This is a genomic window from Sporosarcina obsidiansis, assembly GCF_009651005.1.
Classification (GTDB): domain Bacteria; phylum Bacillota; class Bacilli; order Bacillales_A; family Planococcaceae; genus Sporosarcina; species Sporosarcina obsidiansis.
Genome location: NZ_WHVW01000005.1, coordinates 80,721 through 103,975, shown reverse-complemented (window position 1 = coordinate 103,975; position 23,255 = coordinate 80,721). Strand labels below are relative to the sequence as shown.

Sequence of the window (23,255 nt, the reverse complement as noted above, 5' to 3'; positions counted from 1 at the left end):
GGTAATAAGGAGTGATGGAAATGGTTATTTTAGAAGCTGCAAAAATTTATAAAACATATGGTAGCAAACTTAATAAACAAGAAGTATTGCATGCGTTAGATTTACAAGTGCAGAAAGGTGAATTTATCAGTATTATGGGAGCATCTGGTTCTGGGAAAACGACGTTACTTAATGTGCTGTCATCTATTGATCGAGTTAGTCAAGGGACGATTCGTATTGAAGGCCAGAATCTCAATCAAATGAAGGAAAAGCAAATGGCGGAGTTTCGTAAGCGGCATTTAGGATTTATTTTTCAAGACTATAACTTGCTTGATACATTAACTGTCAAAGAAAATATTCTGCTACCACTGTCCGTACAGAAAGTATCAAAAAAAAGAGCAAATGAAAAATTCCATGCAGTTGCAGAAGATTTAGGAATAGTGGACATCGCAAATAAATATCCCAATGAAATTTCGGGAGGACAAAAACAGCGTACATCTGCGGCACGTGCGTTTATCCATGATCCAAGTATCATCTTTGCGGACGAACCAACAGGTGCTTTGGATTCGAAAGCTGCTTCGGATTTATTAAATAAGTTGAGTGATTTGAATTCTAAGCGAAATGCATCAATTGTGATGGTAACGCATGATCCTCTGGCAGCTAGTTTTAGTGAACGTGTTGTATTCATAAAAGATGGACAAATTTATACACAGCTGAATAAAGGAGACCAAACTAGAAATGCATTTTTCAATGATATCATTAAAACTCAAGGTGTCTTAGGTGGGGTAAAACATGACGCTTAACCAATTGATTATCCGTAACGTTAAGAAAAATTTCAAACATTACTATGTCTATATTTTCGCGCTTGTGTTCAGTGTAGGACTGTATTTTTCATTTGTTACGCTGCAATATGATCCTGCGCTGAATGAAACGAAAGGGTCGCTCAAAGGGGCGGCAGCTTTTAAATCGGGTTCTGTTTTATTGATTATCATTGTTTCAGTTTTCCTGTTGTATGCAAATACTTTGTTTATTAAACGTCGAGGAAAAGAGATTGGATTATTCCAGTTAATTGGTATGACAAAGGGAACGATTTTTCGTATTCTGAGTGTAGAAAACTTGATCTTATATGTATCTTCCCTTGTAATGGGGGTGTTTCTCGGTTTCTCCATGTCACGTTTGTTAATGCTAATTCTGTTTAACGTGACGGGCGTGGAAGACGTGGCGACTTTACGTTTTTCACAAGAAGCATTGTTTCAAACAGTCATTGTGTTTTCAGCGATTTACTTGCTCATCTTGGTGATGAATTATATCTTCATTAGAAAACAAAGTATTCTATCGTTATTCCGAGTCACATCTACTACGCAGCAGCGAGTGCAAAAAATGACAGCTTTTCAAGCAGTCATTGGTGTTCTGGGGATTGTATTTATTGTTTTCGGTTACTACTTATCTTCAAAGCTATTCAGTAGCATGTTTTTCGGTAATTATTTATTTATCGTAATGATCACCATCTTGGGCTCTGTTATTGTGGGTACCTACTTATTTTATAAGGGTTCTGTTAGTTTTATTTTCAATTTAATACGCAAACGAAAAGGTGGATATCTGAACGTCAATGATGTGTTATCTCTTTCATCGATTATGTTCCGTATGAAATCAAATTCATTTTTGCTGACAGTGATCACGACGTTATCTGCACTTGCAATCGGTTTGCTATCACTGAGCTATATTTCGTATTATTCTGCAGAGAAAGGTTCAGAAAAGAACATACCTCATCATTTTGCCATCCCTAATACGGAACATGCCAAGCAATTTACAGATGCTCTTGAACAGGATGGAATTAGCTACACAGAGACATCTATCGATTTATTGGAATCTAAGGTGAATTTAGCAGGTGTGTTATCCATTCCAGCAGGAGATAACGATCTTCAATCCAGCTTCGATTTAGAGAATACTTCGATGATCGTTATAAGTGACGAGGTGGTACCACAATTAGATGTAGCGGAAACAGATGTAATCTTTGTCAATCAACATGAATTCACGAAAAAACTATTGAACTTCCAAGATAATGGGGAGATCGTATTTTCAGGAGGAAAGGCATCACATGCTTTGAAATTTAAAGGATCTAAAGATTTTTCTGTAATACCCACACGGCTTACTGGTGCCTTTCCAGTTGCTGTAGTGGATCAAAAGGTCTTCCAACAAATGATGGCGGATAAGGATCCTTCCATAAAGCCTGAGTTTACTGAGTATATAGGGGTGATGATTGAGGAAGGGAGAGAAATTGAACGAGCGGATTCGATTTTTAAAGAAACAGAGGTAAATATATGGGCAGCACATGAATCTAGGTTCGAGGAGAGCATGAAGCAAAAGCAACTCATGGGCTTAACTATGTTTATCGTTGGATTTCTTGGGCTCGCCTTTCTTATAACGTCCGGCTGCATTCTCTATTTTAAGCAAATGGATGAAAGTGAAGATGAAAAGTCGAATTACACGGTTCTTCGAAAGATCGGCTTTACTCAAGCGGATCTGCTCAAAGGAATACAACGAAAACAACTCTTCAATTTTGGTATTCCGCTAGTTGTAGGATTATGTCACAGCTACTTCGCAGTAAAGTCAGGATGGTTCTTTTTCGGTACAGAATTACTGACCCCAATGATTATCGTCATGCTGATTTATACTGCATTGTATTCGATTTTTGGCGTACTATCGGTGTTGAATTATAAGCGTGTGATCAAAGAGGCATTATAAAATTTGGGAGTATCCTGTACAAAAAGACTTCCGCGAAGTAAAGGGCTATTACAGAAAGTCAGGCAATGCGGACTTTCTGTAATAGCCTATATTTGAATTAAAGAGCTTTCATTACTCTCCGCTGATAAAAAAATACTCCAAGAAAGACAACTAACTCTGATGCCGGAATGGCTAGCCAAATACCGTTCAAACCGAACAGACGTGGCAAAATAAGTAAGAAGATGAGCATCACAATGATTTCCCGTGATGCCGTAATCCATGTCGCCATTCGGACATTACCAACGGACTGGTAATATGTCATCATGACAAAGTTAGTACCTGTGAATAGGTAGGCAATAAAGAATAAGTTAATTCCTGTACTTGCCAAATCTCTTACATCCTGCGGGAAATCACCGAAAATCGAAACAATAGGATTTGCCGCGAATTGCCCGATGAGGAAAAAAACTGCGCCTGCCACAACGACAGTCCATGTTGCTTTTTGCATCGTTTCTTTCATCCGACTTCGATTACCTGCACCCTGATAATAGCTAATGAGTGGTTGGATGGCACCACCCATTCCGAGGAATAGCATTAACATGACACTATGCACGTAGTTCAGAATGGCAAAAGCTGCAACACCTTCTGTACCAGCTGTTCGTTCAAAAGCAATATTGTGTGAAATCGTAAATACAGATATCCCGACTTCGGAAAGGAAGCTAGGAAATCCAATGACGATGATGGATGCAAATAACTTTTTATTAAACGAGAAGCGAATAAGCTTTAGATTATTTGATTTTCTGAAAAAGTGAGTAACTAACACAAGCATACCTAAAAAAGAGGCGATGATTGTAGCAAATGCAGCACCGGAAACGCCGAAGTCGAAAATATATAGAAATATATAATTCAGCACGATATTGACGACAGAAGTGACGATGAGACCTGCCATTGAAAGATTAGGAGCCCCATCATTTCTGACAAAAACGCTGAACGAGTTTTCGACTGTGAAAATAAATCCAAACAATAAGATGACCAATAAATAATCAGATACATATGGAAATGTCGTAGAATTGGCGCCAAGGGCATAAGCGAGAGGATTTCGGAATATAAAAGCTGTCAATCCGATCAGCAAAGTGAAAAAGAAAATGGAGATAATGGCATGTGTGAAAATTTCATGCGCTTTTTTCACATCTTTTGCACCCATCGCCATTGAGTACTTTGTCGCGGCACCGACACCTATCCAAAGTGAAATGGCAAAGAAGAGTGTATAAACGGGTGCTGCAATTCCAACTCCTGCTAACGCTTCAGCTCCTAGACGATTACCGACCATAATGCCATCTGCGACAATATTGATTGCCATTAATAACATTCCGATCGTAGATGGGATCAAATAACGCAAAAATATACGTCCGACGGGCTGTGTATCTAATTGATTTAGTGAAGATGAAGAGGAACTCATTTTACCCCCCCACTTTGTAGGTCAAGTTCCATAATGAGACATGGGAATTCACCAACGTCATCAATCTTCCCGTTTAACACAAACCCGAACTTTTCATATAAACGCTGTGCTTTTTTATTGTCGGGATAAATACTTAAATAGATCATCTCGCAACGATAGTGCTGCTGAATCTCTGTAAGTAAAAGTGCAAGGAATCTACTGGCATATCCTTTGCCTTGGTGATTCTGATCAATCATGAAACGATCTAGCCACACGTTCCCACTTGTTTTGTCACGCCCGTGCATTGCGTAGCCGATAAGTTGGTCCTTGTCGTAAAGACCTACTGATTTCCACTCAGGTTCAAATTTGGACTGAGCTAATGAAAACGAATTGCTTTCAATAAAATTCTTCTGACTGTTATTAACTGATAAAGAGGCGATTTCTAGCCAATTTTCAGAAGTTACCTCACGTATGTGGAGGCTCATAATTCCATCTCGCTTTCAAAGTAATTGTAAAACGAAAAAACTCATTTTGTTTTTATAGTTTAGTTGTGCAAAAAATAGAAGCCCTTTTATTCAGGACTTTTATTAATAAAGCCAAACAGCAAAATATCTACGATCGAATCTAATGCTTCTGTTACGGTTATGCTATTCTTCAGGAAAAATTGCCGATCCATGGTAGAGTTCGTTGCATCTATGATTAGTTTCATCAGCAACGAAACATTTTGATTTACGATGAGTCCTTCTCGGATACCTTGCTCAATTAAAGCACGTAGGTCATCCCATTCATTGAGCGCAGCGTGGACACGTTCCCATTGTGCGGGATAGGATTTTCTCATCTGATCTAGAATTTGCCAGTTGTAAAAGTCATTATATTTAGGAATCACGGTGATGACACTCTTAATCTTTTCTAGAAGTGTCAAACTTGGATCTTGAATGATCATTTCGGTCTTCTCATCGAATTCACGTAATGTAGAATCAATAATTGCATCAAGGATTTCTGTTTTTGAAGAAAAATGTTCGTACAAGGTACGCTTACTGATGCCTAATCGTTTCGCCAAATCATCCATAGTGAACTTCATGCTAGTTTCTTGAATTTCTTCCAGAAAGGCTTTCATAATCCGCGCTTTCATTTATCCTCCTCCAGTCACTAATATAAAAGAAAACTTTAAAAACAAATATAGTTTTATACGTTCTTTTTTAGTATAGAGAGTGTAGGAGGTAAATGCAAAGAGAAGCGCTTGTAGAAAGTAAACTAGATATACTTGTAAACGTACACCCACCCATTCCCTAAGAGAATAATCTGGATCGCTAGCAGTTACAAGTTACACAAGCGATCCGGATTTATCAACGTCTGGAATGAACTAGCTCTCCCTGTACCCAGACGTCTTGAATATTTTCTGGGCGCACGAGGTATAACATCTTTTGGAATAGGTCAGTAAGTTCTATTTCATTATCAAAGAGAGGGAGTCGGGCAGTAGGTACGAGCGTATTGATTCGCTGCACATCCCAAGCATAGCCTTCTTCGAGACGACCAATAGGTAGGCTAAGGCTTTCCCCGCCACCAGCCGTCAGATAATAAAAGGCTTCATTCAGCGCAATGCGAGAGTCGCTGACACCTCGCTCATCTGCAGGCAAACTTGGATCTACTCCATCTTCTAACATTCTTGAAGACATCACGGCCTGTCGAGCATTGTCGTATAAACTAGGGGAAAATCCACCGGCAATGTCAGAGCCGAGGCCAATGTCGACACCCATTGATGCAAAGCGTGCTGCCGGTAAAACGCTATTAGCAAAATAAGCATTGGATATCGGGCAATGTGCAATGGCGCTACCCGTTTCGGCGAATAGTGCTGCATCCTCATCAGATAGAAAATTGCAGTGTGCCAAAACCGTCTTATCTTGTAAAAGACCGAAATCGTTGAGTGCCTGTGTATCATTTTTGCCAAATCGTTTTTGCACATGCTTGTGTGCCCAGTCGCTTTCGCTACAATGTGACTGTATATGAGTATCGTACTTTTGTGCCAGTTCACCTAGTCCATGCAATGATTCATCGGTACAGCTTGGAATAAAGCGAGGCGTCACAACAGGATATACACCTTGCTTTGTGGTTTTTGAAAGTTCTTTCACAGCTAGAATGAACTCTTCTGTATCCTCAAGAGCAGTTTGGACATTCATATCTCGATAATGGGGAGATGTCTCATCTGGATGATCCATGACTACCTTACCCACAAGACCTCGCTGCCCTTTTTCAGCACAGATGTTGGCTAGCAAAATCGACGCCTCTTTATGAATTGTTGCGAAATATAGTGCAGTCGTTGTTCCGTTGGCAAGTAATGTTTGGACGACATCTTCGTATACTAGTTGAGCATATGCAAGATCCGAAAAACGTTCCTCTAGTGGGAAGGTATACTTATTCAGCCATTCGTTAAGTGGAAGATCAAGCGCAGTACCAGCCTGTGCCCACTGCGAAGCGTGAATATGCAAATCAACGAAACCAGGCAAAAGGTAGGAACCTTTTTCAATGCGTTGGAAGTGATCTGTCTGTTCATATTCTGCCAGTACAGCAGTATAATCTAGATCTTCTGGTCGCACAATGCGTGCAATCATGCCTTGTTCATTAATGCAGAACAAGCAGTCTTGTAGAATTTCAATATCCTGTTTGGAACGGCTCGTAAATGCAGTTGCGAGAAAAACTTGTGTGTATCTAGTCATTGTGTACGTTAGCCCCCATTTTAAATGTGCATATTGGAAAAACAACTATCACATAGTATGTACTCAGTATGCCTGTACTTATTCTTCTGTGCAATGAAGAATCGTTAATTATTTAGGGAAATATCATACTCTCATAATAGGTCAAACAATGGACATACTAATACATATTAAAAAAGCAGCTAGAGTAAGTACTCCAGCTGCTTTACACTCAAGCATTCAAACTAGCTTGCTTCGAAACAACAAGTGGACCGCCGCTCTTCAAATACTTTTCCACGCCTTCAGCTGCGCGATACCCAAGTGCCCCAATCGTTGCAGTAGGGTGATGTCCTGCAAATTGCGGGAATGCTGAACCTCCTACAACAAATAGGTTTTCCATTTCCCACATCTGTAAGTAGTTGTTTACCGCGGAAGTGGCCGGGTCGGCTCCCATAATGACACCACCTGCGTAGTGACCGCCATCGTAGATATGATCAAATTCATCTGGTAAGGAATCGGGATTGACAATATCTGCTCCCATTTCCTTCATGATTTCAGTACATTTTTCTACACCGAACTTGGCGATATTTCGATCTTGATCTGTATATTTATTAGTGATACGCAATAGAGGGTCACCGAATTCATCTTTGTACGTTGGATCTAAGTCCATGTAATTATGCCACCAAGACATGATGGCTGGGGTATACCAAACTCTCAAATAACGGTTTGTATAAAAAACAGAGTTTTTCTTGAATTCTGGACCCCAGCTTGGTGTATCATCGGGAACGTTATTGGTTGCGATTGCTCCGTGTCCATATTGACGGAATTCGATTCCGCCGCCATTAATGAAATCTAGGTCAGTATGGTCGAAGTTATCTCCCGCAAAATCACTCATCGTACCGCCCAATGCACCTGCTCCCATATAGAGGTTGAATTTCTTATCCTTAAAAAATCCTCTTGCGCCTTGGAACGTGATATTCATTTGTCCATTAAAGTTCCGTCCGATCGTGCCTTTGCGCGTTTTCGGATCGTATTGTTGACCGATTTTCGATAGCATCAGCAATCGATTGTTTGTAAACGAGAAGGCGGCAAGTACCACTACATCAGCCGGCTGTTCAAATTCTTCACCAGTGAGGGTATCGGTATACATTACTCCTGTCGCTTTCCCGCCACTATGAAGCACACGGCGTACAAGCGAATTTGTTCTGATTTCACAATTGTTCTTGAGAGCGGTCGGAATGACTGTGGCTAATGGATCGGATTTGGCCGAGAAGTCACAACCATACTGCGTACAAAATGAACAGAACATACAAGCATTCAAAGACTCTCCATCGGGATTTGTGTACGCCTGCGATAAGTTTCCGGAAGGGACTTGGTAAGGGTGGTAACCCATCTTCTTCGTTGTATCCTTAAACAGTCGCACAGCGGGTGATTCTTTCATCGGTGGGTTTGGATAATCGTTTGAACGTTTATCGCCAAGGGGGTCGGGCTCACCGGAAATACCAGCCGTTTTTTCCCAACGGTCATAATAAGGCTCCATTTCATCATACGTAATGCCCCAGTCTTGAATGGTCATGCCTTCGGGAATTTTATTCTTTCCATAACGTTCGATTGTCTTGGAACGGATTTCAAAATCGTATGCTCTCCATCGATAGGTAGCGCCTGCCCAATGAACACTTCCGCCTCCAAGGTCTGTACCTGCCATCATCTCTTTTCGGGTACGCACGGGGAGGGCTATATCGTCAATGGAAACCCGGGATGTAATGGTTTCTGGAGCTAAATTCTGCATCATTTCATAGCGATTCGTATAGCGCAATTCATCTTTAACTCCGATATAGTCTGCTCGATCGACTTTTTTGCCGCGTTCTAATGTAACCACTTTATGTCCAGCTTTCGCCAATTCCGCGGATACAATACCGCCAGCCCAACCACTACCGACAACTACAACATCTACTTTTTCTAATTTTTTCGCCATATGTGTCCCTCCAATTGTCAGTGTCCGTGCTCGTCTTCGTTTCCTTGGTAACTACGTAAACTTTCAGGCTTCATTACAATGAATTCGTCTTTATCGATATCGGCTGTATAGCTCATGCGAGGGCCAGGATACTCTTTCATCCGCCAACCGTCCATATTGCGATTTCCGCCATAAACAGGATCTGCATAAGCGCCTTCTATCGTAGTTTGAAGTAAAAGGTTAAAGAATGTATTGGAAGAGATGCCGGCCATTTTCGCTTTTCCTTCATCAAAAAGCTGAAGTATCTCATCCTGTTTTTCAGGTTCCAAGTCTTTGAACTTTGTCTTGAATTTTTCTTGAGAAGTCTGCTCTAGAGCGCGGATACCTTCTGTGAAAATTTCAGCTCTTGTCATCTTGGTTTGATATCGTGGGGTAGGAGCCGGAACTTGTGTATCCGCATTCGGACCTTGTTTATTTTGGTCACGATCTTTGTTTTCATAATTCTCTACAGCTGCCGTCTGAGGGAAAGGACCATTCATGTATTCTTTCGCATTTGTTCCCCACTCACTCGTCAGCTGCCGATCGATAAAATAAGGAATGCCTAGTTCAATAGCGCCTGGACCTAAATCATCTTTCGGGAAAATTCGTTCTGTTGCTGCGGATAAGATATCAAAGTCTTCACCACGGCTAAAGAAAGTCCGGGCTTCCGTTATAATGTGGGTTGCATTCTTGGTTCCGGTTTCTGGTTTCTGTAACTGGTTGGTCAATAACCCTCCAAATAATGAACCCCCGACTAGACCACCTGCTAACCATCCAGTATTCTTCATGAAGTTTCGACGACTAATACCTTGTTGAGTAGTTTCAGGTTGTTGTGGTTCTGTCACGTTGCTCTCCTCCTTATATATGTAGACTTCACATTTTTACCAACCGACTAGTTGTCATCTTGTGATAATTGGTTCGAAACTATACACATATTTTTAAATAATGCTTGTTTATTCCAATGAGTTGTCATGTAGAGATGTGAAGAAATAGGAGGAGTCCGTAATATGATATATCAAAAAACAAAAACTCCCCGAAATCAAAAGGGGGATTAGCCCAATGATTTCGGGGAGTTTTATGATTTATTAATTAAAATTGTGTTTGAGAAATCAATTCTTAATTAGTAGCTTTGTCGTCTCCATCTTCTTCATCTTTTACATCCGCATCCAAATCAACGTCTGCGTCTGGCTCCAAGTCGGTTTCAGTGTTTGTATCCATATTCGTATCCGTGTTCATATCTGTATCATCATTAGGGTTCACATCGGCAGGTTGGTCTACGTTTACATCATCATTATCGTTTACATCCGTATCGTCGTCTCCACACGCACTAAGGACACCGATTGATAATAGTGCAGCTGCTCCGACTTTTAAAAGGTTATTTTTTTTAAGTTTGTTAAGATCCATGAAAGATCTCCTCCTCTAGTTGTTTGTTTGATTGGTTTTCTGTCCTAGTTAACAATATCCGAATTCAGTATTTATAAACCTTTATGATAGAAAAATGGTTCATTTGAACGAAGATACAAGACTCTGGAAATGAAACCAAGGTGATTTGAACCTCGTCTTTAGGACGATTAAGTGAAATGAAAAGTCAGTGAGAGAGTGGCGAATATACAATACGACATGGAAGCGAAACAGTTGCTCGATTTACTAGATGACATTTGACAAGTAGAATTTAAGCCGACACAATAAAAAAGAAAAAGCCGAGTATCTTTGCTCGGCTTTGACTTTGACTAAATTTATACCGGACCCCAATTAATCATGACAGCGAAAGATAACATGATAACGGCAATAACCGTCCAAATGAGCAGTAATGGCCACATCCATTTCGCCCATTTTACCCATGATACGCCTGCCACAGCAAGACTTGCCATCAACGGACCCGATGTTGGGAAAATACTATTTGTAAAGCCGTCCCCAAATTGAAAAGCTTGTACCGCAACTTGTCGCGTGATACCGATCATATCTGCTAGGGGAGACAGAATCGGCATGGCGATGATCGCCTGTCCACTACCTGAAGGAATCAAGAAATTCAAGAATCCATTGGCCACAAACATGCCGAGCGCTGTCAATACAGGAGATAGCCCTTCTAAAGGAATAGATAGTGCATGGACAAATGTATCAAGAATCTGTGCGTTTTCCATAACGATCAGAATGGCACGTGCTACTCCGATGATCAAAGCTCCGTAGACCAGATTCTTACAGCCATCCAGGAACGTCAATGTAATTTGATTGTAATTCATTCCTGCGATAACACCAGAACCAATTCCAATGATAATAAAAAAGGCTGCCATGTGATTAATTGACCATTGGAACTGAATCGTGGCAAACACGAAGAAAGAGAGACATAAGCCAACAAACAGCAGGATAATTTTATGCCATCTCGTAAATGGAGGATGCATGTCGGTATCATTCTTGTCGGTTGTTTCTTCCAATACCCCAACGAGACTTTTAGAGGGATCGGCCAGCACTTTTTTCGCATAACGCCACGTATACATAATGGTGACAGCAACAATAACGACAAATGCAATAACTCGAAGTAACATCCCTGTAAACAAAGGAACATCCGCCATGGTCTGCGCAATTCCTACTGTATAGGGATTTAGAAATCCGGTATTAAAGCCAGCGAATGTTGCACCGAAAGTGATAGCGACTGCCACAATCGCATCCAATCGAATTGCCCTAGCAATGATCAATCCTATCGCTACGAATGGAATAACTGAATTGGCCACCGCACCAATGGCTCCCCCTTACGAAAATAAAATAGAAACAATCGCAATCAACCAAAATTCTTTTCCTTGCGTTTTATTGATGGCACGCAATATCCCGCCTCGGATCGCACCTGAACGTTCGATAACTTCAAACGCCCCACCTGCAAATAACACAAGAAATATTAAACTGCCAGACTCCACCATACCTTCCTGCAATGCTAAGAAGATATCCATAAAACCTGTCGGTCTTTATCCGTTTGACTGTATGTATTGGGAATGACCTTTTCTACGTCGTTAACAACTTCCCTTTCAAATGTACCAGCCGGAACGATGTATGTGGCAACGACTGCAATCAATAGGACGATGAGTAAAATTACATATGTGTCTGGCATTTCCTCCTTGTAGTCTAGTAAACTTTATGAAAAAAGAAAGTTCAGATAGGTAGACGCTAGTATATAATTAACAGAGTTGCGTGGCAAATGATAAGGAGAATGAGTGAAAGTTGATTGTAATGAAGTTAGCGGTGGTATAGCATTACATATGAAATTATGAAATCGAGGTGCATTATGCCAATTATTCAAGTGCAAGTACTAAAAGGAAGAAGCGATGAACAGATTAAAGGATTAATTGAAGATATTACAGAGGCGGCTGTTACCAATCTTCAAGTGAGACCAGAACAAGTACGAGTTGTAGTGACAGAGATTGCGGAAACACATTGGGGTGCAGGTGGTTTAACAATGAAAGAGATTAAACGGGAACGAGAAGTTAAATAGTTTGTTAGGATTTCTTTTTTAATACAAATGCAGTGAAAGCGAACATGCCTACAGTGTGGCGGTTCGCTTTTTTAATCAATATATAACCCATCTACATACATAGTTGTTAATGTATTTGCAATTTCTTCAATAGAAGCTGTATTCGTTTGATTCACAACTTCCCATTGATAGTTTTCATTGGCAAAAAACCAAAAACGGGCCACTAGATTAGCTTCTAAATCTGTGCGGGCTAACCCGTTTGATTGAGAGTACGTGATATCCCTCGTGATAAAATGAATGTTTGTTTCCCGAATTTCGTTCCACTTTGCATTCACCGCGGAAGACAGACCGATTGCTTCAGAGAAGACACTCATTATTTGATGATTTTCATGTGCCATATTCAAAAACATTAAGACTTGCTTATGAATCAAAATTTTCGCTTCTAGTTTGGAAGTAGGAGCGAATGGAGTGTTTGCCATATCCAAAAACTCTTGCATTACGTCCTCAATGAGCATAATTAAAATGTCATCTTTCCCTTTAAAATGAACATAGGCTGTTCCATATCCTGTTTTAGCCCTCTTAATAATTTGTGTAATGGTCGTTTGTTCAAATCCATTCTCATAGAACAGTTCCTTAGATGCCTCAAGCAACCGCTTTTTTGTTGCAATAGATCTTAGATTTCGTCCATCTGTAATATCCTCTCGATGCATCAGACTACCTCCTTTCATATTTAGTTATATTCATTGTAACGTAGAGTTTTCATACCGACAATGAATTACTAATTATTTCACCTACTGAAATTTGAATAAAAAGTTATTGACACCGTGTCAACTACCTACTAATATTAAGTAAATTCAGATTATTGGAGGCGCATACATGATGAAGACAACAGGAATGATTACAAAAGAAAAAGCTAGAGAATTTGACGCGCAAGATGGATTTCAACAGTATCGTGATGAGTTCTTTTTACAACCAGGTAAAATTTATATGGATGGAAATTCACTGGGGTTGATGTCGAAGCGAGCAAAAGTCAAAGTAGATGAACTTATGGAATCGTGGAAGTTACTAGCGATCCAAGGCTGGACAAATGGAAAATATCCGTGGTTTTATCTTCCTGAGAAACTTAGCGAAATGTGTGCACCGCTTATTGGTGCGGAAAGCAATGAAGTTTCGATCTGTGGTTCAACGACTAGTAATATACATCAATTAATTTCTACTTTTTATAAACCGAGTGGAAGAAAAACAAAGATATTGGCTGATGAACTAACATTTCCTTCAGATATTTATGCACTTCAAAGTCAGATAAAACTGCAAGGCTACGACCCAGATAAACAGTTGATTCGCGTGAAGAGTCGAGATGGACGAATGATTGAAGAGGATGACATCATTGCAGCGATGACTGATGAAGTCGCTCTAATCTTTTTGCCGACTGTACTATATCGTAGCGGACAATTATTGGATATCGAACGTTTAACGAAGGAAGCGCATAAACGGGGAATTCAAATTGGTTTTGATGCATGCCACTCTATTGGCGCAGTGCCTCATCGGTTTAGCGAATGGGATGTGGACTTTGCTGTCTGGTGTAATTATAAATATTTGAATGGCGGACCAGGCTCTGTAGCGGGGTTATATGTAAATAAAAAGCATTTTGGCATTACTCCAGGGCTTGCGGGTTGGTATAGTTCTAAAAAAGATAAACAATTTGATATGAGCCACACCTTGGATGTGGAAGAATCAGCTGGAGCTTTCCAAGTGGGAACGTCCCATGTCCTGAGTTTAGCGCCGATTATTGCTTCATTGGAGCTCTTTGCTGAAGCGGATATTGAAAAAGTACGGGAGAAATCGTTGCATATTACTCGCTTCATGATGCAATTGATTGAACAAGAACTAAAGGGATTAGGTTATTCAGTTGGCAATCCAATAGACGATGAACGACGTGGAGGACATATTTGCCTAGAGCATGACGAAGCCATTCGAATTTGTAAAGCATTGGTTGACGAGGGGGTTATTCCTGATAATCGCCCACCAAATATTATCCGACTTGCACCGATTGCTTTTTACACCTCTTATGAAGAAGTCTTCGACACAGTACAAATTCTTAAATCGATCGTTCTTGAAAAGCGCTATGAACAATATGGTAAAGAACGCAACGTAGTGTCATAAAAAATACGAGGGGGGAAAGTAATGGAGAAAAAACAAGCGGATTTTCAAGATATTATCGAAAGGGAGAAAGGGTTAAATCGCAGTCTGACTACAGGTCAGCTTGCGATGATCGCGATTGGTGGAGCCATTGGAACGGGTTTGTTTCTCGGCAGTGGTTTGGCGATCGGTTTAGCAGGGCCAAGTGTTATTGTTAGTTATGCCATTGGTGCATTAATTGCTTTGTTGCTCATGGGATGTCTTTCCGAAATGACAGTGGCTCACCCTGTAACCGGTTCATTTGGAGCTTATGCAGAAAAGTATATTAATCCTTGGGCTGGTTTCAGTGTCCGTTACTCGTATTGGTTTAGCTTAGTCTGTGCAATTGGAACAGAAGTCACAGCTGTTGCGGTCTACATGAAATATTGGTTCCCGACAGTGCCTGCGATCGTTTGGATTATATTGTTTGCAGCGATCTTGATGTACGTAAATGCCACGACTGTTAAGCTGTTCGGCATCGTAGAATATTGGTTTTCCCTAATTAAAGTTGTGGCGATTACTGGGTTTATAATACTCGCGGCATATGTAATTGTTGGGGCTGATGCTACATCTTCCATTGGTATTCATAACTATACAGCAGAAGGTGGATTTTTCCCGAATGGTTTTTATGGAATGTGGATTGCTGTCTTTATATCGTTATTCAGCTATTTGAGTATTGAAATGATCGCGGTCAGTGCAGGTGAAGCAAAGGATCCCGAAAAAGCGGTTCCAATTGCTTTGCGTTCAGCTGTTGTCCGTTTGATTGTATTTTATTTAATTACTTTGTCATTGATGTTGATGATTGTACCTTGGAATATGGCGGGTGCTGATAAAAGTCCTTTCGTTAAGGTAATGGAAATTGTCAATATACCGGGAGCAGCAGCGATAATGAATTTCGTCGTATTAATTGCTGCACTGTCTGCTATGAATAGCCAATTGTATATCTCAACACGGATGATGTTTTCATTATCACGTGGAGGATACGCACCAAAAGTTTTAGGTAAGCTAAACAAAAAGTCTGTTCCATCTGTTGCATTGTTTGCGTCTGTAATTGGGATCGTATTTGCTACAGTCTTTACGGTTGTAAAACCCGATACTGCATTCGTTACGATGATTTCGTTATCAAGCTTTGGTGCGATGTTTGCGTGGTTTATGATTTTCATCACGCACTTGTTTTTCCGGAAAAAGTGGAATGAAACAAACGGCAGGAAGTTACCTGTTCGAATGATTGGTTACCCATATCTTACTATATTTGGAGCTGGTTTATTAGCTACTGTTGTACTGTCGACGTGGTTCTCTCCTGACTTTAAGGCGACACTTCTATTAGGTTTCCCATGGTTACTATTTATCACGATCTGTTACTTTATTTGGAAACGTACAATTGGGAGACGAATGATCGAACAGCCCGAATTGGATGAGGAAATAGAGCGTAAGTGAGATGAATAGACTAGAATTATTTTACAATGAGAAAAAAGATTTATTACAAATTAAAAATATAACTCGATTTATGAATGAAACTCGAGTTATATTTTTTTGAAGTAGGTACTAAGTTTTCTGTTGTATAGTCAATTAGAATTTAAATTTAGTAAATTACTAATCTGATAATTTGTTAAATTGTGAAATGAATTTCATAATATGAAATTTGACGCTTGTTATACTGAATTTTCATTCGTATAATTTGAATTACTACTTAATGATGATTGCACCGTAACAGGCACATAAGATCATCAAAATTTTATACTATGGAATCTCAATTGACGAGTTGATAGTTAAAAAGTCTCTTTTCTTTATTTGAAAGCGTTTACAAAGTTAGGTTGTCAAACGAGCTTTTATCCAGCTAGAGAGGAGAAGAAAACGTGATTGAATCTGTTAAAAAGGCATGTTATATTATCAGTTGTTTTTCCAGTGAGGAACCAGTTTTGGGAAACAGGGAAATCGCCGATAAACTTGGCATGAGTCCAAGTACAACGCATCATTTAATCAGTACATTATGTAATGAAGGTGTATTGATGAGAGATCAGGATAGACGCTATCGTTTGGGTTGGAAATTGCTTGAGTGGAATAACAATGTCATGTTTCAACAAGATATTTATGACAAAGCCATTCCTCTTGTTAAAGACTTGATTAGTAGATTTGTAGGTACGGCTCATATTGCGATGTTTGATAAAGGTGAAGTTGTATTTGTTTTGAAAGTATCCTCTCAACAAGCATCTCCTATTCATACGTACATTGGATCACGAAAGCCTGCTTATGCAACCAGTACAGGAAAAGTATTGTTGGCCTATAACAATAGCTACCTAAAAGAAACGATTGAGCGAGGGCTTTCGCCACAAGCACCCAATACAATTACAGATATTGATAAATTGAAGGAAGATCTTAAAAAAGTTCGCAATGTGGGCTACTCCATTAGTAATAATGAGAATTCTTCAGGTACGTACGCGATTGCGGCACCTATTTTATCGTATTCCGGTAAAACGATAGCGGCAGTTAATTTAGTAGGGCCCATATCTTATATGCAGGGAAGCAACCAGCAAATGATTAAGCAAAGTGTGATTAAGACGGCTGATTCCATATCCAAGGAACTAGGATATATAGAAGTGTGATGTACTATAGTAGGTTCATTTAAAGGGGGGACGAACAGTAGATTCATTAATGTGATTAAATTCCATTAATTTTCAGTAAATTTTCGATAACAATTTACGGAATATTAAATTTATTTGTAAAGAGAAAAGAAAAGGGGAGTCTATACATGATAAAAAAACGAGAATTGTATTTTTTCATTATGACGATAGTAGCAGCATTATTCTTAAGCGCATGCGGTAAAGACAGTGATGAAGCGAATGCAGACAATTCCGGTAAAGATGGAGACGCTGGACAGACGTATAACTTTAAACTTGCTCATATTGCGCCGCCTGATCATATTTGGAACGAAACGGCGCAAAAGTTTGCTGAAGAACTAGAAGAACGTTCAGACGGCCGTATGAAAATGGAATTATATCCAGGTGGACAACTCGGTGGAGAGCCTGATATGGTTCAACAGCTTGAGACTGGTTCATTGGATTTCGGATTTATTACAACTGCATTTTTAACATCTAGATCAGATGCGTTCAGTGCTTGGTTTGCACCGTACCTATTTGATTCTTACGAAGCTGCTTTCGAAGCAAAAGATTCAGATGTTGCGAAGAAAATCTTAGCTACGCTGGATGATCAAGGTTTACGTGCGAAAAACTACTTCTTTTCCGGAAATCGCACGATGATGTTCAGAGAGAAAGTGGAAACGCCTGCAGACATGAAGGGACTCACATTGCGAGTAACACCAAGTCCTGCCTTGCAAGATTGGTACCGATTATTAGGAGCTAATCCAGAGTCAATCTCGCTTCCGGATGTATACCAAGCTGCACAAACAGGTGTTATTGATGGGATGGAAATGGATTTGGATGCTGCGGTTACATCCAATTTTAATGAAGTAACAGGATTTGGTGCATTGACGAATCATATGGTATGGCCATCTGTCATGATTGCAAGTGGTAAAAAGTTTGATGCAATGCCAGAAGAAGATCAAAAGATTATTGAAGAAGCAATGGCTGCAGCTTCTGAATATGGAACGATGAAACGTGCTTCTTTGGAAGAAGAATATATGAACACGTTGAAAAACAGAGGAATGGAATTGTATGAAATGGACGAGTCTTTGTTCAAGCCATTCAAAGAACAATATGATGAGCAATACAAAGCGAAAGATCCATTAATTAGTGAGTTTATTGAAACGTTCCGTAAATAGGAGGAGTACGCTGTATGAATAAGCTGAGCAGCTGGATAGAAACGTTAGAAAAGTTTATAGCGATGATCTTGATCGCTGCGATGACGATTATTATCGCAGCCGCTGTAGTGTTCCGCTACTTTTTAAATGCACCAATATTTTGGGCGAATGAAGCGAGTATTTTCATAATGGCATGGATTACATTTATCGGAGGGAGTTTGGGGCTTAAGTATAAGTCCCAAGCTTCTGTTACCTTTTTGGTCGATCGTTTTTCGGATAGAGGTAAAAGATATTTAGAAATGGTTTCTTATATTATTATTCTAGTGTTTATTGGAATCTTACTATATTTGAGTTATCAATGGTTGTTATCCGTTACCCATCAAACCTCATCTTCCATGCGAATTCCGATGTGGATTCCATATGCCTCGGTTCCAGTAGGTTTAAGTTTTGCATTCATTCATTTATTAACCCACCTTGTAAACTTGTTTAAGACAAAAGAACAAGGGGGGCAAACGACATGATTTTCATTGTCATTGCATTATTTATATTGTTTTTGGTGATTGGTATTCCGATTTCATTAGTACTGGCCATCACGTCCATTTGTTATTTGCTCCTTAGTGATTTAACGACGCTAATGAGTTCAGCACCTCAGAAGATGTTTTCGGGAATTGATAATTTTGGTCTTTTAGCTATTCCATTGTTTATGTTGGCAGGCGAGTTGATGAATGGCGGAGGGATTACGACTCGTCTCGTGTCGTTTGCTCGAGTGTTGATCGGGCATTATCGTGGCGGATTGGCATACGTAACGGTCATCGCAAATATGTTTTTGGCCTCGATATTAGGCTCTGCCAATGCGCAGGCTGCGATGATGAGTAAAGTTATGGTTCCTGAAATGGAAAAGGAAGGGTATCGACGTGACTTCTCAGCAGCGATTACATTGGCATCTTCTATTGTAGCGCCCGTTATTCCACCTAGTATGTTATTTATCATTTATGGGACACTAACGGGTGCTTCGATTGCAGATTTGTTTATGGCTGGAGTGATTCCAGGTATTTTATTAGGAGTTGGTTTCATTATTGTCATTGGCATTATGAATAAAAGACAACAATTCCCTAAAAGTGAAAAAGCTACTTTCCAAATGATCGTGAAATCATTCTTACGGGTACTACCTGCAATGTTAATACCTTTTACCATCATTTTCGGAATACTTGGTGGTGTTTTTACACCGACTGAATCGGCTGCGATTGCCTGTGTGATTGCATTTGTCATTGGATTGTCGTATCGTGAGTTGAAATTGAAAGATATGCCGGAAATCTTAGTGAATACGGTTGTAAATACAGCAACGATTTCATTTTTGATCGTCACTGCCAATTTATTTGGTTTCATTATTGCATACGAGCAAATACCTCAATTGGTCGCTAACTCCATGCTTGGACTTTCAGAGAATCCATTAATCTTCTTACTTTTAGTAAATATCTTCTTACTTTTGATCGGTACAGTATTAGATGGAATTGCAGCATTGATTATTTTAATACCTGTTATGCTCCCACTGCTTGCTACGTACCAGATAGATCCCGTGCATTTTGGAGTGATCGTTTGTATTAACTTAACAATTGGTCTTCTTACACCACCAGTTGGTACAGGACTATTTATTGTATCGTCCATAGCCAAGGTGAAATTTGAAGATCTTATTAAAGCCATTATGCCCTTCTTGGCTATGGCGATCCTCGTGTTGCTCATCCTAACGTATTGGGAAGATGCTGCTTTATGGATTCCAAGCCTGTATAAAGAGTAACGCATTTCAGACTGTAGACGAACTCCGAAATTATGGAGGAAGTCTGCAGTCTTTCTTTTTTTGTGATAGTGTCTGCATCCGGAAATAAAGAGAATATCTATGCAATCTTTTCATTTTTTTGTGAAATATTCTCACAATTTCACATCGTGAAATATGAATATTGTGACAAAAATATAGATTCGGTATATTACAAGTAAGTTAATTGAAGTGAAAGCGCCAAGAGATGATAAATGACAGCTATTGATTCCTAGTAAGGTTTTTTAAAAAACAAGAATGAAAGGGCTTACAAATTCAGCTCTTGCCACTTTCACAAATCAATGAGAAATAATCAATATACTATCAACATACAGGAGGAATACACAATGGGTATTAGAACAGGTGCAGATTACATCAAAGCGGTCCAGTCACGTCAGCCAGAAGTATATTTAGGAGGTCGCCGTATTACGAACTTAGCAGACGAGCCGGTCTTCAGACAACCTATTAAAGAAATGGCCAAACTTTATGATATGCAGCATGATCCAAAGTATCAAGAAGAGATTACACATATATGTGAGGAAACAGGAGAGAGAGTGAATAATTCATTTCTAATCCCAAGAAGCGGAGAAGATCTACAAGCGCGTAGACGAGTTTTCGAAGTATGGGCGGAAGCAACATTTGGTCTGATGGGGCGTACTCCGGATTTCTTAGCAACGGTTGTTACAGCGATGGCGTCCAATGATTGGTTCTTTAGACAGTATGGCGAACGTTGGGGAGATAATATCGTAAACTACTATAAATATATTCGCGATAATGATTTATTCTTGACACATGCGATCATCAATCCACAGAATGACCGTAGTAAAGCTTCTAGTGAACAAGATGATGAATTCATGCATTTGGGAGTTGTACGTGAAACGGAAGAGGGCTTGATCGTTCGTGGTTCTAAGATGCTGGCAACACTTGCACCCGTAACGGATGAAGTCATTATCTATTCGTACCCAAGCTTCAAACCTGGTGATGAAAGGTATGCCATTTCATTTGCTGTTCCAATCGACACTCCGGGACTTCGGATGTATTGCCGAGAAGAAACACAAAATGGCGAGCGTTCTACATGGGACCACCCACTTGCGAGCCGCTTTGAAGAAATGGATGCAGTTCTTGTGTTCCATGATGTACTTGTACCTTGGGATCGTGTATTCATCAATCAAAATGTGGAAGCTGGAAACTTGCTATATCCTAAAACAGGTATCAATCTGCAGCCTTCACATCAGTCAGCTGTACGTGGCCTAACGAAGATTTCATTTGCAACGGAAGTTACGTGCGCAGTTGCAGATGCAGTAGGAGTCGATGGATTCCTAAACGTACAAAATCAATTATCTGAACTGATTCAAGGAGTCGAGACGATTCGTGCGCTAGTGCGTGTAGCGGAACAGGAGTATGTCATGACGCCATACGGTGAGGCGCTTCCTGCCATCGTACCTTTAGAAACGATTCGTGGAATCCTGCCGACACTTTATCCGCGTGCAATGGAAATTTTGCAGACGATTGGAGCTGGTGGATTGTTAATGTCTCCGACGGGAGCAGATTTTGCAAATCCTGAAACAGCGGAGGATATGGAGAAATACTATGGCGGACGTTCAGGTGTATCCTCTGAGCAACGTGTACGTCTCTTTAAGCTAGCTTGGGACTTATGTGGAGAAGCATTCGGTCAACGTCTTGTTCAATATGAGCGTTACTATTCCGGGGATCCAGTACGTAAATTGGGTATGTTCTATAATACGCATAAACGTAATAATCCATCGTATGATATGGTAGACAAAGCATTAAAAGATTCATTGGATATGGCAAAAGATACCGTAGCGAATTAATTTGATCATAAGTAAAAAAGCATTATCAGGTAAGATGATTTTACTTTGATAATGCTTTTTCCTCTATTGTTTTGATACAGTAGATATAGACAGTCAACTTAGCAGTTAGATATTATGAAGTAGTTACTAGCGTATGCTATAATTTTTATGTATTGATATAAAAAGAATATTTTTTAGGGAGAGATAATGATGAATAAAGAAGAAAAACAGCAAGTCTTTAAAGATATTATGGGGAATTATCCGACAGGTGTAACGATTGTTACAACGATGACAGGAGACGGTGTGCCGGTTGGGTTGACTGTTAACTCATTTGCATCTGTTTCTCTTGATCCATTAATGTTATTGTGGTCAATTGATCATAGAGTGTCTTCATTGAAAGAGTTTACAGAAGGAGGAAAGTTTGCAGTGCATGTATTGGCTGGAGAACAATCAGAACTTTGCTCCACATTTGCGAGTAAGCATGAAGACCGTTTTAGTACGTGTGAATGGAGTTTATCAGAAAATGGACTACCTATTATCGAAGGAGCTTTTGGCGTATTTGAATGTAAGACGTTTAAAGCGGTAGAAGCAGGAGATCATACGGTGTTAATAGGGGAAGTAGTGGACTTAAAGGTGGATAGTACCAAAGATCCTATGCTGTATCACCGTAGAGTGTTTGGTTCTATACCCGCGGAGTTTTATTCAGTGAATTAAAAGACAGAATGAATTCGCCATTTCGTGTTATTTAGTCATGTAATTAAAATAGGCAATACAGACAGCTATCTAATCAGTCTGTATTGCCTATTTTTTGTTGCTTTATGAGTATCTATTTTTTAAAAAAATCTAAATACTTAATTACTATCTTGTATTATAATAGCGATATAAAGGCGCAAGATATGGAGTATATCAAAAGAATAGTTGCCTTTACATGACTTGGTATATATAGGAGGTTATCGTCAATGAAATATAAAGACCCAAATATTTTCGAATTAGAATTCCTAAACTTTGTTAACCATTATGTGAAAGATGTAGGTGGAAAAGGACCAAGAAGAACAGAAGTACGTGTGGCTGGAGATACAATCGTCTATTTTATTCGCGGAATTCTAACGGAGCGTGAAAAGGAATTAATAAAAAATCCAGAAGGCAGGCGATTGGTAACAGAGGCAAGGAGAATGTTTCTAGACTTAAATAAAGACGCTAGAATGACGGCCTTTAAAGACTTTTTAGGCTGTGAAGTTATAGAAAACTATGAGTCGTGGGATTTTGATAACGACTCGGCAGTTGCAGTTCTTGTCCTAAATAATAAATTATTTTAACAATATTTAAAATTTTTATTTACAATAGTTCAACTATTTGATATATTTAGAACTACAAAAGGTGCTCAGTGTTCCTGCGTACTTACTAAGATTAAGCATTGG

General features: G+C 39.6%; 21 protein-coding genes and 1 pseudogene. 12 read left to right on the top strand and 10 right to left on the bottom strand.

Translation table 11 applies throughout. The features are described 5' to 3' along the window. The first annotated feature begins 20 nt into the window (after positions 1-20). Both GD002_RS06250 and GD002_RS06245 read left to right on the top strand, forming a co-directional pair. Positions 21-782, top strand: coding sequence for an ABC transporter ATP-binding protein (locus GD002_RS06250; RefSeq protein ID WP_153731491.1), 762 nt, complete (start codon positions 21-23; stop codon positions 780-782). Then, positions 772-2,724 (top strand): ABC transporter permease, encoded by a 1,953-nt coding sequence (locus GD002_RS06245; protein ID WP_153731490.1) that lies wholly within the window; start codon positions 772-774, stop codon positions 2,722-2,724. The genes GD002_RS06250 and GD002_RS06245 overlap by 11 nt, the downstream gene beginning before the upstream one ends. 97 nt (positions 2,725-2,821) lie before the next feature. On the opposite strand, the gene GD002_RS06240 is transcribed toward GD002_RS06245, so the two are convergent. The 9 genes and pseudogenes from GD002_RS06240 to GD002_RS18020 form a co-directional block, all read right to left on the bottom strand. Then, positions 2,822-4,159, bottom strand: a complete 1,338-nt coding sequence (locus GD002_RS06240) for an MATE family efflux transporter (RefSeq protein WP_153731489.1) — start codon at positions 4,157-4,159, stop codon at positions 2,822-2,824. Then, the gene (locus GD002_RS06235) at positions 4,156-4,623 is read right to left on the bottom strand and encodes a GNAT family N-acetyltransferase (RefSeq protein ID WP_153731488.1); all 468 of its coding nucleotides are present in this window, start codon (positions 4,621-4,623) and stop codon (positions 4,156-4,158) included. The genes GD002_RS06240 and GD002_RS06235 overlap by 4 nt, the downstream gene beginning before the upstream one ends. 86 nt (positions 4,624-4,709) lie before the next feature. Further along, positions 4,710-5,270 (bottom strand): TetR/AcrR family transcriptional regulator, encoded by a 561-nt coding sequence (locus GD002_RS06230; protein WP_153731487.1) that lies wholly within the window; start codon positions 5,268-5,270, stop codon positions 4,710-4,712. A gap of 214 nt (positions 5,271-5,484) precedes the next feature. Beyond that, on the bottom strand, positions 5,485-6,852 hold the full coding sequence (gene guaD / locus GD002_RS06225; protein ID WP_153731486.1) for a guanine deaminase: 1,368 nt from the start codon (positions 6,850-6,852) through the stop codon (positions 5,485-5,487). Positions 6,853-7,060: 208 nt separating this feature from the next. Next, a complete protein-coding gene (locus tag GD002_RS06220; protein WP_153731485.1) occupies positions 7,061-8,803 on the bottom strand; it encodes a GMC family oxidoreductase in 1,743 nt (580 codons plus the stop codon). A gap of 17 nt (positions 8,804-8,820) precedes the next feature. After that, on the bottom strand, positions 8,821-9,666 hold the full coding sequence (locus tag GD002_RS06215; RefSeq protein WP_153731484.1) for a gluconate 2-dehydrogenase subunit 3 family protein: 846 nt from the start codon (positions 9,664-9,666) through the stop codon (positions 8,821-8,823). A 271-nt stretch (positions 9,667-9,937) separates the two neighbouring features. Further along, a complete protein-coding gene (locus GD002_RS06210; RefSeq protein ID WP_153731483.1) occupies positions 9,938-10,225 on the bottom strand; it encodes a hypothetical protein in 288 nt (95 codons plus the stop codon). Positions 10,226-10,557: 332 nt separating this feature from the next. Further along, positions 10,558-11,733: pseudogene (locus GD002_RS06205) on the bottom strand (YfcC family protein). A gap of 14 nt (positions 11,734-11,747) precedes the next feature. Beyond that, positions 11,748-11,921: a hypothetical protein gene (locus tag GD002_RS18020; RefSeq protein ID WP_255425132.1), complete on the bottom strand. Its 174-nt coding sequence runs from the start codon at positions 11,919-11,921 to the stop codon at positions 11,748-11,750. A gap of 174 nt (positions 11,922-12,095) precedes the next feature. Here GD002_RS18020 and GD002_RS06200 point away from each other — a divergent pair, with 174 nt between their 5' ends. Next, positions 12,096-12,302: a 2-hydroxymuconate tautomerase family protein gene (locus tag GD002_RS06200; RefSeq protein WP_153731482.1), complete on the top strand. Its 207-nt coding sequence runs from the start codon at positions 12,096-12,098 to the stop codon at positions 12,300-12,302. 71 nt (positions 12,303-12,373) lie between these two features. Here the strand turns inward: GD002_RS06200 and GD002_RS06195 are convergent, their stop codons facing one another. Next, positions 12,374-12,991, bottom strand: a complete 618-nt coding sequence (locus GD002_RS06195; protein WP_153731481.1) for a TetR/AcrR family transcriptional regulator — start codon at positions 12,989-12,991, stop codon at positions 12,374-12,376. A 166-nt stretch (positions 12,992-13,157) separates the two neighbouring features. Between GD002_RS06195 and kynU the strand changes: the two genes are divergently transcribed. From kynU to GD002_RS06150, 9 genes are all read left to right on the top strand, one after another. Then, positions 13,158-14,444 (top strand): kynureninase, encoded by a 1,287-nt coding sequence (gene kynU, locus GD002_RS06190; protein ID WP_153731480.1) that lies wholly within the window; start codon positions 13,158-13,160, stop codon positions 14,442-14,444. 21 nt (positions 14,445-14,465) lie between these two features. Beyond that, a complete protein-coding gene (locus GD002_RS06185) occupies positions 14,466-15,896 on the top strand; it encodes an amino acid permease (RefSeq protein ID WP_153731479.1) in 1,431 nt (476 codons plus the stop codon). Positions 15,897-16,315: 419 nt separating this feature from the next. Beyond that, positions 16,316-17,062, top strand: coding sequence for an IclR family transcriptional regulator (locus GD002_RS06180; RefSeq protein ID WP_153731478.1), 747 nt, complete (start codon positions 16,316-16,318; stop codon positions 17,060-17,062). Between the two features lie 146 nt (positions 17,063-17,208). Then, positions 17,209-18,237, top strand: a complete 1,029-nt coding sequence (locus GD002_RS06175; protein WP_153731477.1) for a TRAP transporter substrate-binding protein — start codon at positions 17,209-17,211, stop codon at positions 18,235-18,237. Positions 18,238-18,251: 14 nt separating this feature from the next. Beyond that, positions 18,252-18,737: a TRAP transporter small permease gene (locus GD002_RS06170; protein ID WP_153731476.1), complete on the top strand. Its 486-nt coding sequence runs from the start codon at positions 18,252-18,254 to the stop codon at positions 18,735-18,737. Continuing rightward, complete coding sequence (locus GD002_RS06165; protein ID WP_153731475.1) at positions 18,734-20,011, top strand: TRAP transporter large permease; 1,278 nt, start codon at positions 18,734-18,736, stop codon at positions 20,009-20,011. Before GD002_RS06170 ends, GD002_RS06165 begins: the two co-directional genes overlap by 4 nt. Positions 20,012-20,373: 362 nt before the next feature. Further along, positions 20,374-21,858, top strand: a complete 1,485-nt coding sequence (locus GD002_RS06160; protein WP_153731474.1) for a 4-hydroxyphenylacetate 3-hydroxylase family protein — start codon at positions 20,374-20,376, stop codon at positions 21,856-21,858. 189 nt (positions 21,859-22,047) lie between these two features. After that, positions 22,048-22,551, top strand: coding sequence for a flavin reductase family protein (locus tag GD002_RS06155; RefSeq protein WP_194841491.1), 504 nt, complete (start codon positions 22,048-22,050; stop codon positions 22,549-22,551). A gap of 245 nt (positions 22,552-22,796) precedes the next feature. Continuing rightward, positions 22,797-23,153, top strand: coding sequence for a Na-translocating system protein MpsC family protein (locus GD002_RS06150; protein ID WP_153731472.1), 357 nt, complete (start codon positions 22,797-22,799; stop codon positions 23,151-23,153). The last annotated feature ends 102 nt before the right edge of the window (positions 23,154-23,255 follow it).

What these genes read in the sequence shown, in the direction of transcription:
- GD002_RS06250 (WP_153731491.1), top strand. Translation starts at nt 21, where the DNA reads ATGGTTATTTTAGAAGCTGCAAAAATTTATAAAACATATGGTAGCAAA.
- GD002_RS06245 (WP_153731490.1), top strand. Translation starts at nt 772, where the DNA reads ATGACGCTTAACCAATTGATTATCCGTAACGTTAAGAAAAATTTCAAA.
- GD002_RS06240 (WP_153731489.1), bottom strand. Translation starts at nt 4,159, where the DNA reads ATGAGTTCCTCTTCATCTTCACTAAATCAATTAGATACACAGCCCGTC.
- GD002_RS06235 (WP_153731488.1), bottom strand. Translation starts at nt 4,623, where the DNA reads ATGAGCCTCCACATACGTGAGGTAACTTCTGAAAATTGGCTAGAAATC.
- GD002_RS06230 (WP_153731487.1), bottom strand. Translation starts at nt 5,270, where the DNA reads ATGAAAGCGCGGATTATGAAAGCCTTTCTGGAAGAAATTCAAGAAACT.
- guaD (WP_153731486.1), bottom strand. Translation starts at nt 6,852, where the DNA reads ATGACTAGATACACACAAGTTTTTCTCGCAACTGCATTTACGAGCCGT.
- GD002_RS06220 (WP_153731485.1), bottom strand. Translation starts at nt 8,803, where the DNA reads ATGGCGAAAAAATTAGAAAAAGTAGATGTTGTAGTTGTCGGTAGTGGT.
- GD002_RS06210 (WP_153731483.1), bottom strand. Translation starts at nt 10,225, where the DNA reads ATGGATCTTAACAAACTTAAAAAAAATAACCTTTTAAAAGTCGGAGCA.
- GD002_RS18020 (WP_255425132.1), bottom strand. Translation starts at nt 11,921, where the DNA reads ATGCCAGACACATATGTAATTTTACTCATCGTCCTATTGATTGCAGTC.
- GD002_RS06200 (WP_153731482.1), top strand. Translation starts at nt 12,096, where the DNA reads ATGCCAATTATTCAAGTGCAAGTACTAAAAGGAAGAAGCGATGAACAG.
- GD002_RS06195 (WP_153731481.1), bottom strand. Translation starts at nt 12,991, where the DNA reads ATGCATCGAGAGGATATTACAGATGGACGAAATCTAAGATCTATTGCA.
- kynU (WP_153731480.1), top strand. Translation starts at nt 13,158, where the DNA reads ATGATGAAGACAACAGGAATGATTACAAAAGAAAAAGCTAGAGAATTT.
- GD002_RS06185 (WP_153731479.1), top strand. Translation starts at nt 14,466, where the DNA reads ATGGAGAAAAAACAAGCGGATTTTCAAGATATTATCGAAAGGGAGAAA.
- GD002_RS06175 (WP_153731477.1), top strand. Translation starts at nt 17,209, where the DNA reads ATGATAAAAAAACGAGAATTGTATTTTTTCATTATGACGATAGTAGCA.
- GD002_RS06170 (WP_153731476.1), top strand. Translation starts at nt 18,252, where the DNA reads ATGAATAAGCTGAGCAGCTGGATAGAAACGTTAGAAAAGTTTATAGCG.
- GD002_RS06165 (WP_153731475.1), top strand. Translation starts at nt 18,734, where the DNA reads ATGATTTTCATTGTCATTGCATTATTTATATTGTTTTTGGTGATTGGT.
- GD002_RS06160 (WP_153731474.1), top strand. Translation starts at nt 20,374, where the DNA reads ATGGGTATTAGAACAGGTGCAGATTACATCAAAGCGGTCCAGTCACGT.
- GD002_RS06155 (WP_194841491.1), top strand. Translation starts at nt 22,048, where the DNA reads ATGAATAAAGAAGAAAAACAGCAAGTCTTTAAAGATATTATGGGGAAT.
- GD002_RS06150 (WP_153731472.1), top strand. Translation starts at nt 22,797, where the DNA reads ATGAAATATAAAGACCCAAATATTTTCGAATTAGAATTCCTAAACTTT.